The 15216-nt window shown below is 44.4% G+C and carries 11 protein-coding genes and 1 tRNA gene; 4 read left to right on the top strand and 8 right to left on the bottom strand.

What is annotated here, in order from left to right:
- Positions 1-442: 442 nt before the first annotated feature.
- From ACFFJH_RS01180 to ACFFJH_RS01160, 5 genes are all read right to left on the bottom strand, one after another.
- Positions 443-534 (bottom strand) — tRNA-Ser (locus ACFFJH_RS01180).
- A gap of 111 nt (positions 535-645) precedes the next feature.
- A complete protein-coding gene (locus tag ACFFJH_RS01175) occupies positions 646-1896 on the bottom strand; it encodes an aspartate kinase (protein WP_390209463.1) in 1251 nt (416 codons plus the stop codon).
- A gap of 604 nt (positions 1897-2500) precedes the next feature.
- A complete protein-coding gene (locus ACFFJH_RS01170) occupies positions 2501-3052 on the bottom strand; it encodes a DUF1415 domain-containing protein (protein WP_390209462.1) in 552 nt (183 codons plus the stop codon).
- Positions 3053-3089: 37 nt separating this feature from the next.
- On the bottom strand, positions 3090-3761 hold the full coding sequence (gene rpiA, locus ACFFJH_RS01165; protein WP_390209461.1) for a ribose-5-phosphate isomerase RpiA: 672 nt from the start codon (positions 3759-3761) through the stop codon (positions 3090-3092).
- 101 nt (positions 3762-3862) lie between these two features.
- Positions 3863-4927 carry a serine/threonine protein kinase gene (locus ACFFJH_RS01160; RefSeq protein WP_390209460.1) on the bottom strand — a complete coding sequence of 355 codons (1065 nt, stop codon included), beginning with the start codon at positions 4925-4927 and terminating at the stop codon, positions 3863-3865.
- A 137-nt stretch (positions 4928-5064) separates the two neighbouring features.
- Between ACFFJH_RS01160 and ACFFJH_RS01155 the strand changes: the two genes are divergently transcribed.
- Positions 5065-5766, top strand: a complete 702-nt coding sequence (locus ACFFJH_RS01155; protein WP_390209458.1) for a UPF0149 family protein — start codon at positions 5065-5067, stop codon at positions 5764-5766.
- 283 nt (positions 5767-6049) lie between these two features.
- Positions 6050-6304 carry an acyl-CoA-binding protein gene (locus ACFFJH_RS01150; RefSeq protein WP_390209457.1) on the top strand — a complete coding sequence of 85 codons (255 nt, stop codon included), beginning with the start codon at positions 6050-6052 and terminating at the stop codon, positions 6302-6304.
- Between the two features lie 174 nt (positions 6305-6478).
- On the opposite strand, the gene ACFFJH_RS01145 is transcribed toward ACFFJH_RS01150, so the two are convergent.
- Positions 6479-7468 carry a 2-hydroxyacid dehydrogenase gene (locus ACFFJH_RS01145; RefSeq protein WP_390209456.1) on the bottom strand — a complete coding sequence of 330 codons (990 nt, stop codon included), beginning with the start codon at positions 7466-7468 and terminating at the stop codon, positions 6479-6481.
- A gap of 262 nt (positions 7469-7730) precedes the next feature.
- Here ACFFJH_RS01145 and fdxA point away from each other — a divergent pair, with 262 nt between their 5' ends.
- Positions 7731-8054 (top strand): ferredoxin FdxA, encoded by a 324-nt coding sequence (gene fdxA, locus ACFFJH_RS01140; RefSeq protein WP_390209455.1) that lies wholly within the window; start codon positions 7731-7733, stop codon positions 8052-8054.
- Positions 8055-8153: 99 nt separating this feature from the next.
- On the top strand, positions 8154-9224 hold the full coding sequence (locus tag ACFFJH_RS01135; protein WP_390209454.1) for an NAD(P)/FAD-dependent oxidoreductase: 1071 nt from the start codon (positions 8154-8156) through the stop codon (positions 9222-9224).
- Between the two features lie 87 nt (positions 9225-9311).
- Here ACFFJH_RS01135 and ACFFJH_RS01130 read toward each other — a convergent pair whose 3' ends face one another.
- The gene (locus ACFFJH_RS01130; RefSeq protein WP_390209453.1) at positions 9312-10439 is read right to left on the bottom strand and encodes a response regulator; all 1128 of its coding nucleotides are present in this window, start codon (positions 10437-10439) and stop codon (positions 9312-9314) included.
- A gap of 66 nt (positions 10440-10505) precedes the next feature.
- Positions 10506-14843, bottom strand: a complete 4338-nt coding sequence (locus ACFFJH_RS01125) for a response regulator (RefSeq protein WP_390209452.1) — start codon at positions 14841-14843, stop codon at positions 10506-10508.
- Positions 14844-15216 lie beyond the last annotated feature (373 nt).

Here is a 15216-nt window from a genome sequence, read left to right as displayed (position 1 = left end):
AATTGCGCTTAAATAAAACGCTTCCATTTCAAATTCTAGGAGTTTTGTCGATATATTGGTTAAAAGTACTATCTCAGCAATTGCGAAACTCCATCTCGAACGCTAAGCCTCATAATGAACGTTTTTTACGTAAATTGGCGCAAGCGGATAAACACTGGCAGTAGTCTAAAGCTATTTTTTAGGTTGGAAGAATTTCACACAATCGAGGAAAATATCGAGCGAACTGGTTATTTGATCGCTGAAGTACGCGTTTTGACATTGTGGCCAAAGGTAAAACTGCCGATACGGGGAAAGCTTCGTACCACACGGGAAGGAATGTTGCTCGCTACACAAATCAAAAGCCAAGCGAATGTCGCTAATTACCACTATCAAACCAAATGGCATACCGAGCGAAGCACAAAAAGAAAAAGCCCTTGAATTTCAAGGGCTTTTTCAGCATTGCTGGCGGAGACGGTGAGATTCGAACTCACGATCCAGGTTACCCCAGATGCTTCCTTAGCAGGGAAGTGCCTTCGGCCACTCGGCCACGTCTCCACACTCTCACAACGCCCTACTTAAGCAAGGCATTACAAGCGAGACCGTGATCATAGCGGGTAGTTCATCTTTGGTCAACTACCCGCCATGAAAATCTCACATGAAAACGTATTACGCGGCTTCCAAACCAAATGCTTTGTGCAAAGCACGTACTGCCAACTCCATATACTTCTCGTCAATCAAAACTGAGATTTTAATTTCTGACGTAGAAATCATCTGGATGTTAATACCTTCATCGGACAAAGTGCGGAACATTTGCGAGGCAATACCAACATGACTACGCATACCAACGCCGACCACAGATACTTTGGATACTTTAGAGTCGCCAATGATATTACCTGCACCGATATGCGCCTTCACACTTTCATTCAAAACATCCATCGCTTTGTTGTAATCGCCGCGCGGCACAGTGAATGTGAAATCGGTTTTACCCTCGACCGATTGATTTTGAATAATCATGTCGACTTCAATATTGGCATCGGCGATAGGACCGAGAATTTGATAAGCGATACCTGGCTTATCTGGTACGCCAAACACAGTGAGTTTTGCTTCATCACGATTAAAAGCGATGCCAGTAATTGTGGCTTGTTCCATATTTGTATCTTCCTCAAACGAAATCAGGGTGCCGGAGACGATTTCTTCGGCTAAAGGCATTAATGGGTCAGTCAATGATGACAAAACGCGAGTCGGCATGCGGTAATTACCTGCAAACTCTACAGAACGAATCTGCAAAACTTTAGATCCCAATGACGCCATTTCCAACATTTCTTCAAACGTCACGGTATTTAATTTACGAGCGTCGGAGACCACACGTGGATCGGTCGTATACACGCCGTCAACGTCGGTATAAATCAAACACTCCTGCGCCTTCAAGGCAGCCGCAATAGCGACTGCTGAGGTATCTGAACCTCCACGGCCAAGCGTCGTAATATTGCCCAGCTCATCAACGCCTTGAAATCCCGTAATAATGACAATCTTGCCCTCGGCCAGATCAGCATTCACTTTTGCATCGTCAATTGACGCTATGCGCGCCTTCGTGTAGGAGGAATCGGTCTTAATCGGCACTTGCCAACCAGCGTAAGAAACTGCTTTTTTACCTAATGCTTGCAAAGCGATCGCGAGTAAACCAACTGACACTTGCTCACCGGTTGAGGCAATCATATCAAGTTCGCGCGGATCTGGATCAGCCATAATTTCTTTAGCCAAACCAAGAATTCGATTCGTTTCGCCTGACATAGCAGACGGCACAACTACGATTTGATAACCTGCATCATGCCATTTGGCGACGCGTTTAGCGACGTTCTTGATGCGATCCGTAGACCCCATCGAAGTACCGCCATATTTGTGGACAATTAAAGCCATAACATTTCAAAAAGAGTGACGAAAAGGGAGTAGAGCGAGAAAAAGAACGCATGACTTTACATGTTGCTCTGCAAAATAACAAGGCGCACATGCCTGTTTTTTAAGCGCATCAAATCGAGAGAAAGTAAAAACAAAGGAAATGCTTAGAAAAACCGATGAAAACTGGCAATTGTTTTGTAAGAAAAGTCGGATGGAATGAGCAAGAGAAATAGACGCAGCAAAGCATTCAGATAAATGCATGAGCAAGACTTAATGACAGTAGTCAGACAATGACGTATAAATAGAAGAATTTAGCCCCATAAAACAATAAAAAAATATCACAACAAGGAAGATTCAATACCCAATTTATCTAGACTACTACCTCAATTCTTCACGCATTTACGTCAAAAAAAGAAATTCACACATAACCAAAACAAATATGAATATAAGGAAAGAATCGCTGAACCTAGCCCCTCTCAACGGAAAAATTCTAGATTCGATACGGCACCCTGCAAAAAATAAGCCTGTCAACATATTTATTGACAGGCTTATTTACCTACTAATTAAACCGATACCGGCATAAAAAGCCATCGCTAGCGACTTCTTATCCCGCCCAATATCAAGATTAAATAAAAAGCTTCTTCCAAGCTTCATGACCCAATGCGCGCAAAGTTTGCATATTCTTCTCGTAAATCTGCTCTGCTTCAGGAAAAGCTTCGACCGCTTTATCTATGCTGTCCTCGCGCAGCAAGTGCAGCGTTGGAAATGGCGAGCGATTCGTATAATTATCGATGTCATCTGGCGCGGCATCTTCAAACTGATATTGAGGATGAAAACTGGCCACTTGCAAGATGCCGTCTAAATCCAACTCTTCCAAAGTTGCATCGGCGACTTCTAGAAAATCGTTATAGTCGAGAAAATCTTGCATCACGAATGGATGTATCAATAAGGTGGTATCAATTTTTTCTGGATTGACCTCCGCCAGCACTTCTAATTCAGCCATCAAATCCTTGATCAGGGCTTCCGGCGTCGTTGCATGGCTGACGAAATAACGAATCTGATCTTTAATATGTACGCCTTTCGCAAACGGACAGAGATTTAAGCCTATGACGGCTTTTTCCAACCACAGCTTGGTTTGCGCGATGACTTCGTCATCCTTAATTTGTACTTCATCCATCTTCTTACTCCTCGCCTACCCTAAATTACGACCCAATTTAAAACTGCAAAGTCTTTACACCATCCGCAGTACCAAGCAAACAAACATTCGCCCCTTGTGCGGCAAATAATCCCACCGTCACCACGCCGACGATATTATTAATCCGCGCTTCCAATGCGACAGGATCAGCGATGTGCAAACCATGTATATCAACAATAATATTGCCGTTATCCGTCAACAAGGCGGCGCCGTCTTTCATACGCAAACGGGCCTCGCCGCCTATCGCATTCAACGCGCGAATCACGGACTCACGTGCCATAGGAATAACTTCCACTGGCAAAGGAAATGCTCCGAGCAAATCCACCAATTTAGAACCATCTGCGATACAGACAAAAGATTTTGCTACTGACGCAACGATTTTTTCACGGGTCAAAGCAGCGCCACCACCCTTGATCATAGCGCCGTTGGCCGTGATCTCATCGGCACCGTCAATATAAACCGGCATAGAACTAACATCATTTAAATCAAATACCGCAATACCATGCGCCCGCAAGCGATTGGCTGTCGCTTCTGAAGAGGCAACCGCACCTTTGATTTTGTGTTTAATCTTAGCAAGCTCGTCGATAAAAAAATTAGCCGTAGAGCCTGTGCCAACGCCAACAATTTCACCTTCGACCACATAAGCAATCGCAGCCTGCGCAACCGCGAGTTTCAATTCATCTTGTGTCATAGTCATCACATAAAAGAAAATAATCAGAATGACGCCATTGTAAACGATGGAAGCTAGATGGGAGTCAGTAAATAGGTCCTAAATGCCTCCCCAACAATACCTCAGACGCGCAGTGGCGCTTCGTCCATTAAGGCTATTTGTTCTCGCATTTCTAAAATCCTATCCTGCCAATAGCGCTGCGTATTAAACCAAGGAAAAGCGTGCTTAAATGCAGGGTCGGTCCAACGCTGCGCCAACCATGCTGAATAATGCAATAAACGCAAGCTGCGCAGGGCTTCAATCAAATGCAATTCTGCTGGATCGAAGTGATAAAAATCTTCATATCCCATCAAAATATCGCATAACTGGGCCTGCATTTCCTGACGCGAGCCGGACAAAAGCATCCACAGATCCTGCATCGCTGGTCCCATTCGACTGTCGTCAAAATCAACAAAATGTGGTCCTGGGTGTGCACCAGCATCAGTCCACAATACATTTCCCATGTGACAGTCGCCATGCAGACGCAAGCTTTGCACGGCACCAGCTCGCAGATAAGCGTCATTGACCGACGCTAACATACTGCGCGCAGTTGTCTCATATGCATGCACAATGTCAGCAGGAAGAAAATCATTCTGCAACAAATAATTCAAGGATGCGTCACCATAAGTTTGGGAATTGATCTGCGGGCGATGCTCATAGGATGCGCGCGCCCCTACTGCATGAATTCGTCCTAAAAAACGCCCTATCCACTCCAAAGTGCCAGCACGATCCAATTCAGGCGCACGTCCGCCTTGCCGGGCAAACACGGCAAATCGGAAACCCGAAAATTCACGCAAACTATCGCCATTCGAATCGAGCACAGCGGGTACCACAGGTATTTCCGCCGATTCGAGTTGCATAACAAATTGGTGTTCTTCTCTGATCTGCGTGTCACTCCAGCGTAGCGGGCGGTAAAATTTCACAATTAAGGGCGGCGCATCATCCATCCCTAATTGATATACGCGATTTTCATAGCTATTTAATGCTAATAGTCGCCCATCACAATGGAAACCATGAGCATGCATAGCGTCAAATACGCAATCGGAACTTAGATTTGAAAAATCTGTAGGATTGGATTGAAAATCTTGGTCAATCGTAAACTGACTTTCAGCGCCGTTTTCATGGGGAATTAGAATATTTGAGCTCATACCCTTTATTGTACGTGCTTTCTCACCACGAACCAGAAACAAAGCGCTACACTTCTGCTGTTCAGATCGCTGTTGGTAGAGCATTACAAAATACACAGCGATCACGTCTGAAAACCACTTTATAACGAGTAAGCATCATGCATCTGGATGAACCCCTGAGCGACAAAGAGTTTAACGAACTCGATAAATTTTTAATGTCTGACGCCGTCGGCGATGACGGCATGACCATGGATGCCTTGCACGGCTATCTGACCGCGATTGCACTTGGCCCTGAAGTCATTGCCATGACAGAGTGGCTCCCTTTAGTTTGGGGCTTACCTGAGCAAGGTGAACCGAAGTTTAAAAATCCGAAAGAAATGCAGCGCATTACTAACTTGATCGCGCGCTTCATGAACGAGATTCAAATTACTTTCGAAGTCGCACCGCAAGAATTCGAGCCTTTATTTTGCGTCATGGAAGAAAACGGTAAGGAATTGATTGATGGCGAAACTTGGGCCTGGGGCTTTTGGGAAGGTATGCAATTGCGTGCAGAAGCTTGGGAAGCGGCATGGGAATCACCAACAATCGCTCCCTTACTAGAACCGATTTATCTACTGGGCGCAGAAGAAATCAAAGAGGAAGAAACTAAGCTAGTCGATACGCCAGAAAAATGCCACCAACTTGCTTTAAAACTGGAAGCATCCATAGGAGAGATCCGCCGTTTCTGGGCACCACTACGTAAATCCGGTGTAAGCACGGTGAAGCGTGACGCACCCAAAGTGGGTAGAAACGATCCCTGCCCTTGCGGTAGCGGCAAAAAATACAAAGTCTGCTGCGGCGCCGAGCCAACCATACACTAACATCAACGCTATCGTTGACTTAAGTTGCCTAGTTTTTCATATGAACGCCAGAGAAATCTGGCGTTTTTCCTAGGATCCAACTTGCCTTCAAGTGCCCTTTTATCCCAAATGGATTAGTAGCGTAGGAAGTCGCTAACCCGTTTGAGGAAATCTTCTATAGGAAGCCTGCGACAATGCTGCTAAGCTAGAACGCAGAAGCCAATCCATAGTTCATTATATGGAAAATCGGATTTAAAGCTTCCCACCATTTCCACTCCACTCTTTTTCAACATCAGGAGATTTTATGAGCCTCATCGACCAATTTAATCAAGCGCAAGCGGATTCTAAAAATTTACCGGAACGTCCTGACAATATGACTTTGTTGAAGATTTATGCGCTTTTCAAGCAAGCAAGTACGGGTGATGCCAGCGGCGATCGTCCAGGCATGACCGATTTCGTTGCACGCGCCAAATTTGATGCTTGGGCAGAATTGAAAGGCACCTCAAAAGACGCAGCAATGCAGGAATATATTGATTTGATCGAGTCTCTGAAGGATTAGATGCTCCGAGCAAATGAGAGAAACAAACGTAATTCCAAAAAACTGCCGTTATTGAAAAATCACTAAGAACTCATTGAGTTCTTATTAAAAACTCGCTTAGCAAGAGCATAAACAAAAAATAAACAGGCACGGAACATCAATGCTCAGTGCCTGTTTCATTCTGGCCGGACTGCCTCACATTTCAAGCACATCACGATTGAGTAAATCTGGCGGTGTCTCGCCGCGAGCTACAGCAATGACATTAGCAATCGCACGTCTTACCATCGCCCGTCTGGTTCGCTCAGACGCACTGGCAATGTGCGGAGTTAACACGACATTTTTCAAGGCCAAAAAGTCAGGATGAAAGCGTGGCTCATTCTCAAATACATCCAATCCTGCTCCTGCAATTCGCTTGGCTTGCAAAGCCTGAATTAAATCAAGATCATTCACGATACCTCCGCGTGCAATATTGATCAAAGTCGCACTTGACTTCATCAATGCCAACTCTGCGGCGGTGATACTGTGATGCGAGTGTGACGAATACGGCAAAGCTAAAATTAAGTGATCAGATTCGCGCAATAAAGTTTCTTTATCAACATAACGAGCATGATGCGCAGCCAACTCCTGATCCGCGCTGAGTCGACTGCGATTATGATAAATCACCTTCATTCCAAAACCGGCAGCGCGGCGTGCGATAGCTTGGCCGATACGCCCCATGCCTAAAATCCCTAAACAGGCCCCATGAATATCGGCTCCCACAAAGAAATCTACACCCCATTTTTTCCATTCACCGGCTCGTAAAAAATGCTCAGCTTCGCTCACTCGTCGAGCCGTAGCCATCATCAAAGCCCAGGCAAAATCTGCCGTTGTTTCATTCAACACATCAGGCGCATTGGTCGCCATTACCCGATACTGGGTGCATGCTTGCAGGTCAAAATTATCGTAACCCACGGCTATCGTGGATATGATTTTTAATTCAGGCAACTTCATTAGTAATGCCTGATTAATTTTGGCGCTTGAGGTACAGATCATCCCCAATTTACCCTGCAAGCGCTGTTCCAGCTCCTCTGGAGAAAAAATGTGATCTTCTTGATTTAGCTCAAGCTCAAAATAATCATTCAAGCACGCTAACTCATCAAGGAACATGGCACGCGCAACTAATAGTTTGGGTTTAGATAATTTCATAGAGATTTATCGTAAAAAGACAGAATATAAGCGGATGTAACTGATTATACGGCAGTCGATTGTACTTACCTGTGATCACGAAACAAAAGCTAAATGGAAGCAATCGAAAGCTAGCAATTGCCAGAAATTACATTTACTTATGCCAATTTTATCTAAGCCACAATTGTGAGTTGGAACGATTTACCTTAAAATACAAGGCTTTGCGGCTACATAGAAATTTTCGTAGCGCTTCACCCCCGATTTTTTTATTGATAGGCCTGTTATGACCCACGTTGTGACCGAATCCTGCATCCGTTGCCGTTACACCGACTGCGTTGATGTTTGCCCAGTGGACTGCTTCCGTGCAGGCCCTAATTTTCTCGTAATTGATCCGGATGAATGTATCGATTGCGCAGTCTGCGTCGCGGAATGTCCAGTCAATGCGATCTACGCCGAAGAAGATGTACCACAAGATCAAATGCAGTTCATCAAGATCAACGCCGATTTGATCCGCAGTTGGCCTTCCATCACGAAGACAACAGCGCCACTCGCTGACGCGGATGAGTGGAAAGATGTCAAAGATAAGTTGCAGTATCTCGAGCGTTAATCTCATTAATCTCATCTATTCGATTACTCAAATTATGAGTAATCGGCAAAGAGGCTCAGCCGATCCTCTTTTCTCATTTTCTTAAGAATATAAAGTCGTATGGATAACAAACAAAACTCAGTAGTCACAGATGTGATTGAGGCCGATGCAGTCATCGTTGGTGCGGGTCCTGTCGGTCTGTTTCAGGTCTTTGAACTTGGCCTACTCGAAATCAAAGCCCACGTGATTGACTCACTGCCAGTCGTTGGCGGTCAATGTGTTGAGCTGTATCCGGACAAACCTATTTATGACATTCCAGCGGTTCCTGTCTGCACGGGTCAAGAATTGACCGATAATTTACTCAAGCAAATTGAACCATTTGAACCGACTTTCCACTTGAATCAAGAAGTCACTTTGGTGCAGCGTCGCGCTGATGGTCGCTTTGATCTAGAAACCTCATTGGGTACTAAATTCATCACCAAAACAATTTTCATTGCTGCTGGGGTAGGCTCTTTCCAACCTCGTACCTTAAAAGTAGAAGGCATTGAAGCATTCGAAGGCTCTCAAGTTTTCTATCGCGTCAAAGATCCTAGCCGCTTTGAAGGTCGTAACTTGGTGATCTGTGGTGGTGGTGACTCCGCATTGGATTGGGCATTAGCGCTTGCTGGTAAAGCTGAATCCGTGATTTTGTTGCACCGTCGTGATGATTTCCGCGCTGCACCTGCGTCTGTCGCCAAAATGAAAGAAATGTGCGACAACTATGAAATGCAGTTGATCATCGGCCAAGTGACTGGCATAGAAACCAAAGATGACAAATTGGCAGAGATCAAAGTAACTGGAGCCGATGGCGTAACTCGTCGCTTACCACTTGACGACTTGTTGGTATTCTTCGGTTTATCACCAAAACTCGGTCCTATCGCTGATTGGGGCTTAGAGATAGAACGTAAGCAGTTGAAAGTCATGGACACTGAGAAATTTGAAACGAATGTGCCAGGTATTTTCGCCGTTGGCGATATCAATACTTACCCAGGTAAGAAAAAATTGATTTTGTCCGGTTTCCATGAAGCTGCTTTAGCCGCTTTTGGTGCTGCACCGTATATTTTCCCTGAAAAGAAAATCCACATGCAGTACACAACGACTTCACCAAAATTGCACAAAATTCTTGGTGTAGAATCACCTGTATTCGACTAAGCACACCTTGGTACTCCAAATAAAGAAAGCGCATTTTTTGCGCTTTCTTTAATTTGCCGGAACAAAAAATCAGCACTCACAAAAAAATCAATAAATTTCTGTTTCTCCCGCTTCGGTTTCACGATATTGCAAAGCAATTTGCCTGAATTCATCGGTGATTTTTAAGAATCCATCAAAAATCTCAGGGTCAAAATGCGTGCCTCGGCCTTTGCGCATAATATCAATGGCTTCCTCATGAGTAAAAGCAGGTTTATAAACACGTCGAGAAATCAGGGCATCATATACGTCTGCGACAGCCATCAGACGCGCTGAAATCGGAATCGCATCACCCGATAAATTTTCGGGATAACCAGAACCATCCCACTTTTCCTGATGCGAATAAGTAATTTCACGAGCAAATCGCAGGAATTCATTACTCTCACCTAAATAACGTTCAACCGACAAAATCGTCTCACGACCATAGTTAGTATGGAGCTTCATGACCTCGAATTCTTCCGAGGTCAATTTACCTGGCTTTAATAAAATATTGTCAGGAATTCCCACTTTTCCGATGTCATGCAAGGGCGCTGATTTATATAATAATTCAATATTTTCATCAGTCAGTTCTATGGAAAATCGCGGCAAGTGTTTCAACTGACGCGCCAATGCGGCTACGTAGTTTTGAGTGCGGCGGATATGATTGCCAGTCTCGTTATCTCTCGTTTCCGCCAAAGAAGCCATCGCCATAATAATGGCGTCCTGCATTTTTGCGAGCTTACGAGTACGGTCTAGCACCAGGGATTCAAGATGTTTATTTTGATCTTGTAATAAATTACGTGCGCGGACCAAATGCAATTGGGTTGCTACTCTAGCCAAGACAATTGGCGGGCTGATCGGCTTACTAATATAATCAACCGCGCCCAACTTCAGTCCCATTTCCTCATCAGACACCTGACTTTTTGCCGTCAAAAAAATCACTGGAATGTCCGCCGTCATAGGATTTTCTTTGAGACGCCGACAAGTCTCATAACCATCCATTTCAGGCATCATAACATCCAACAAAATCAAATCGGGCGCTGGAGAAGTCGCGGCGATATGCAGAGCCTTAATCCCATTAGTCGCGATCTTGATACGATAGTTATCCTTGAGTAAGGCCGACAATAAAGTAATATTATCGGGCGTATCATCAACGATCAGTACAACTTGCTTTGCATCCAAATCATTCACTGCATTCATAAATCACCTTTGAATTATTTCTAATTTAGCTGCAGTCCACCCACCGCATAGTCATATAGGCGCGCATTAATCAAGCTCCAATCCACTCATATGTGCGTTCCCTTTCATGATAGAGGCGATGACATCAAAATCGTATTGTGCTGCGGCCCGCATAATTTGTTTTTGCACATCCGTTCCAAAAGCGATATTTAACTCTTCAATTGCATCGGATAAAACCTCTAATGCTTCTCCATCATAATTATTGACCAATTGATAGCAATGCTTTAATTTTTCCACTACCTGCTGACTATCTCGCTCAGGTTTCACAAGGGTCTCTGTGGCCTCCTGCATTTGAGCGTACTCACTGAGCAAACATGCTTCTATGGCGGATATACACTGTTTAAGCTCTAGCTCGGTTGAGCAAAGCGAGGCCTCAAATTGGGTGAGCCGATTTTTGGCCATCTCGGCTTTATCTTGAAACTGATCCTCTGCTTCAAGCTGATTTTCATTCTTGCCTTCAGTTTCTTTTTCAAGTGCAGCCTCTAAAGCTCCCGCAGCATGCTGCACACGCGCACCGATTAAACCCGCCACACCTTTTAAGGTATGCGCAATACGCTCTGCCGACTTCACATCACCCTGAGAAAGTGCTTGACGTATGTGATCAATCGCATCACGCTGGTCCTGAACAAACAGCTTTAATAATTTGAAATATAGCTGCCTATCGCCCATAGTGCGACTTAAACCCAAGGCGGCATCAACCCCATCAATCTGCAAAACTAAATCGGCAGAGTTAGTCGCACTACCCGCAGGTAGATTAGTATGACCGACGACATACGCTTTGCACCATTCAGCCACCGCTTGATACAACTCACCAGGATTAATCGGTTTCGCAAGATGCGCATTCATTCCTGAGGCGAAACATCGTTCCCGCTCAATCAGCAGCGCATGCGCGGTCATCGCAATGATAGGTAATTTAGAAAAAGTATCATCGCTTCGAATTAATTTCGTCGCTTCATGTCCGTCCATTTCCGGCATTTGCACATCCATGAATACCATACCGTAATAATCCGCGCCACGCTCATGCAAACGCTCTACCGCGACACGTCCATTGCCTGCAAGATCCACTTCAATATCGGCAGCCTCCAACAACTCCCTTGCAATTTGCTGATTAACTACATTATCTTCCACTAACAAGACACGCAAATCTTTGCATCGAAACGCGGCATTCGCGGCATTGGCCACACTGCTATGCGCGTGAAATGAAAACATATTGACCAAACAATCAAACACATTTGAATTATTAAAGGGCTTATCCAGATAAGCATCGATCACGGATGAATCTTCCCGATAATTCAAATTCTCACGCGCTGTCGCGCCGACCAATGCGACCTTAGGTACTTCTTGCAAGTTGGAATGGCGAATCAAGGTAATCAGCTCGGTGCCATCCATATAAGGCATATGCAGATCAATAAACACCGCATGGTACTGCCCTTGCAAAGTTTGATCTCTATCTAATAAACATTTAAGTGCATCTTGTCCGGAACAGACTGTATCGCAAGCGATACCATATACCGACAATTTGTCTGCCAATAGTGACGCAGCAAACGCATGATCATCCACGATTAGTACAGACAATTGATCAAATAAATCTCGATTTTTGGGTTTCGTATCTACCGGCAATTCGATTAAAGGCAATTGAAACTTTACGCTTGTACCTTGCCCCACGCGGCTATCCAAAGATATCTCGCCGCCCATAAGATCGACCATCCCTTTGGAAATCGACAAGCCTAAACCTGTTCCACCAAATTTTCGGGTTGTTGATTCATCACCTTGACTAAAAGGCATAAACAATTTGGCCGATTGTGCTTCGCTCATACCCAAGCCGGTATCGCGTACCACAAATTGCATGGTCACCTGATCACCTTGTCGTGCCACCACCTCGCAGCGCAAGCAAACCTCACCCTCTTCGGTAAATTTGATCGCGTTATTCACTAAATTAATCAAGACCTGACCAATTCTTAATGGATCGCCTTTCAAACGTCTAGGAACACACTCGCCGACATCAAATAAATACTCCAAACCTTTTTGCTCTGCTTTTTCGCTAGTCACTACTGCAACGCTATTGAATACTTCATCTAAGTCAAACTCAACGTTTTCGATATCTAATTTACCGGCTTCTATTTTAGAAAAATCTAAAATATCGTTAATAATCCCCATCAGGGACATACCAGCCTTATGAATTTTTTCGACGTAATCTTTTTGCTTAACAGTCAAATCCGTCTTCAACGCTAAATGCGCCATACCAATAATCGCATTCATAGGCGTGCGAATTTCATGACTCATATTCGCTAAAAATAGAGATTTAGCTTCTGTCGTCTCTTCCGCGTGACGACGCGCCAATTCGGACACTTTCAATTCATTTTGCATCTGCAAAGTCTGCAAACGCATTTGCTCGTCCATGCTCTCTTTCAACTGGGATTCGAGCAATTTACGTTGGGTCAAATCAGATACAAATGACAGCGTCGCGGGTAGTCCTTCCCATTCAATCAATACTGAGGAAATTTCGACCCAAATCAAAGCTTTGGTAACTCGATGTTCCAAACGAATTTGATAATATTGCTCCACCACTTCACCGCGCAAACGACGAGCATGACGCTCCACCACTACCGGCACATCATCGGCGTAGATGGATTCGGTAAAAGGCATGCCTATCAATTCTTCGTTGGTGTAGCCACTCAAAGTTTGAATCAAGCGATTGGCAAAAGCGATCTTGGCATTTTGTACGACGATAATGCCTTCGGTGACATTGTTAATCAACAGTCGATAGTTATATTCTGATTTGTGCAAATCATCTTCTAATTGACGGCGCGTTGAGATATCCATCACGACCCAAACTGTTCCATACGATAAATCATTTTTATTCACCGCACGTCCGGAAAAATGCACCCAAAATACGGTGCCGTCGCTACGACGCATTTTGAGCTCAGTTTCAAATGCCTCGCCGCGCAACACAGCCTGACTCACCGCAGCCCCGCATTCGAGATAGCTTTCACGAGATTCGTAAAATGGCTCTAACGAAGCGCCCAGCACATTGTCGCGCTCCACACCAAAAATTTGACACAGCGGTGTATTGACCCACTGCACGCGCCCCGAGCTATTCAAGAAAATCATACCAACGATAGAATTTTCCAAAATCGTCTCGCGCTCGGTCAACATGCGCTGCAATTCGTCGTCTAGGGATTTTCGTTCTATGCTCATACGCTCGTTCATGCGGCGATCTTGTTCGGCCTCTTTGAACTCATTGCGTATCTTTAAATTTTCAATTTGAATTTTATTGGCACGTTCTTGTGCCCGTATTAGCAGGGCTTGATGACGTTTTTGTTCTTCGTAGGCTTCTTGCCAACGCCCCAATTCCGCATAGATCTCGGACAGCTCATTGATCGCACGCAGCGGCAAATGCACGTAACCGCTATCGCCAAGCTCATTAATCGCATTGCTCAATACCGATATTGCCAAATCATATTGCCCGCTTTTACGATACAGGTAGCCGCTAACCCACCAGATATATGGTCTCAAATGTGGGTCTTCAATCATATCAATTAGAGTCAGCGCTTTTTGACTTAATTGTTGGGCCTGTGTTAACTGATCCCTGAGAGCCAAAGTGTAAGCTGCGACCGATAAATAAAAAGCGGAATAAGATTGAGTATGCTCCGTCGCCGCTTCATCGTTTTCTATGTAATGAGAAATCGCATCATAAGCTTCATCAAATTTTCCCAATGCGATCTTACATAAAGCCAGCATGGTGGAACTGAACGGCATCAACCATTTTTCTGTTGAAGACGGCGCCACGTCACGCGCAATTTGTAATAACTCTTCAGCAGCAATAGCGTTTCCAGTGACGTACAAAACCTCACCCAAATTTGCGGTCACCTGCGCAATACGACTAGTAGAATTAATTCGACGAGACTCATCTAAAGCAAGGTAAAAATACCGAATAGACTGCTCAGTCTCACCCCGCTCTTGGGACAAAATTGCAAAGATATTCCAAGCCAAGATTGAAAGTCGAGAAGGCATTCCATGTGCGACGGGTAATAATTTGGTTTCGCAAATTTCACAAGCCGTCTGCACTTCACCCAGCTTGCGCAATACAATCACTCGCCCCGTTTCAGCGAAAAAAACACCACGCATCTCTGCATGTGAAGAGAAAAATTGAGACAATCTCTCAAAAGAATGAATCGCTTGAGGAAGACGATTTTCAAAGTAATCGGCAAAAGCAAAAATAAGTTCAGCACTGGCGACCAAAATCTCGTCTTGAGAAGCGATACCTTCGTTTTTAATCTGATTCGCCAAAGCACAGCCATCGGCAATCGAGTCTCGCAATGTATCTAGGCCATCAAGTGACCGCTCAATCCAGCTTATTCGCATATTGATGGAAATCCACTCATAAGTAATTGCTTCTTACGCTAGCCAAGAACTGATTCAAGAAAAAAGCCTTAGCAAATTCGCAGACTTTATCTCTAACATTCCTGACTTTGCCCAAATCGAGTTCAAGCCTAAAGAAATTTTGATTCTATCCCGATTGAGGTCATAAATGTACCTAGCGATGACATCCGCAAAGGAATATTTTGATTGGAAGAAACACATACAACATTTAATTGCAAATTAACCACATTGTTTAAGGATATAAGATGCAAACATGCAGGCCAACATAAAGCCGATTCAGACACACACCTAGCTAAACAAATACACTAAAATCAAACTGAATAACTGATTGCGTCCGATCAATAAAATTACTTTC

Source organism: Affinundibacterium danionis (genome assembly GCF_042432465.1).
Lineage (GTDB): Bacteria > Pseudomonadota > Gammaproteobacteria > Burkholderiales > Burkholderiaceae_D > Undibacterium > Undibacterium danionis.
The sequence above is the reverse complement of the archived record's forward strand: the minus strand, read 5'-3'. Positions and strand labels throughout refer to the sequence as shown.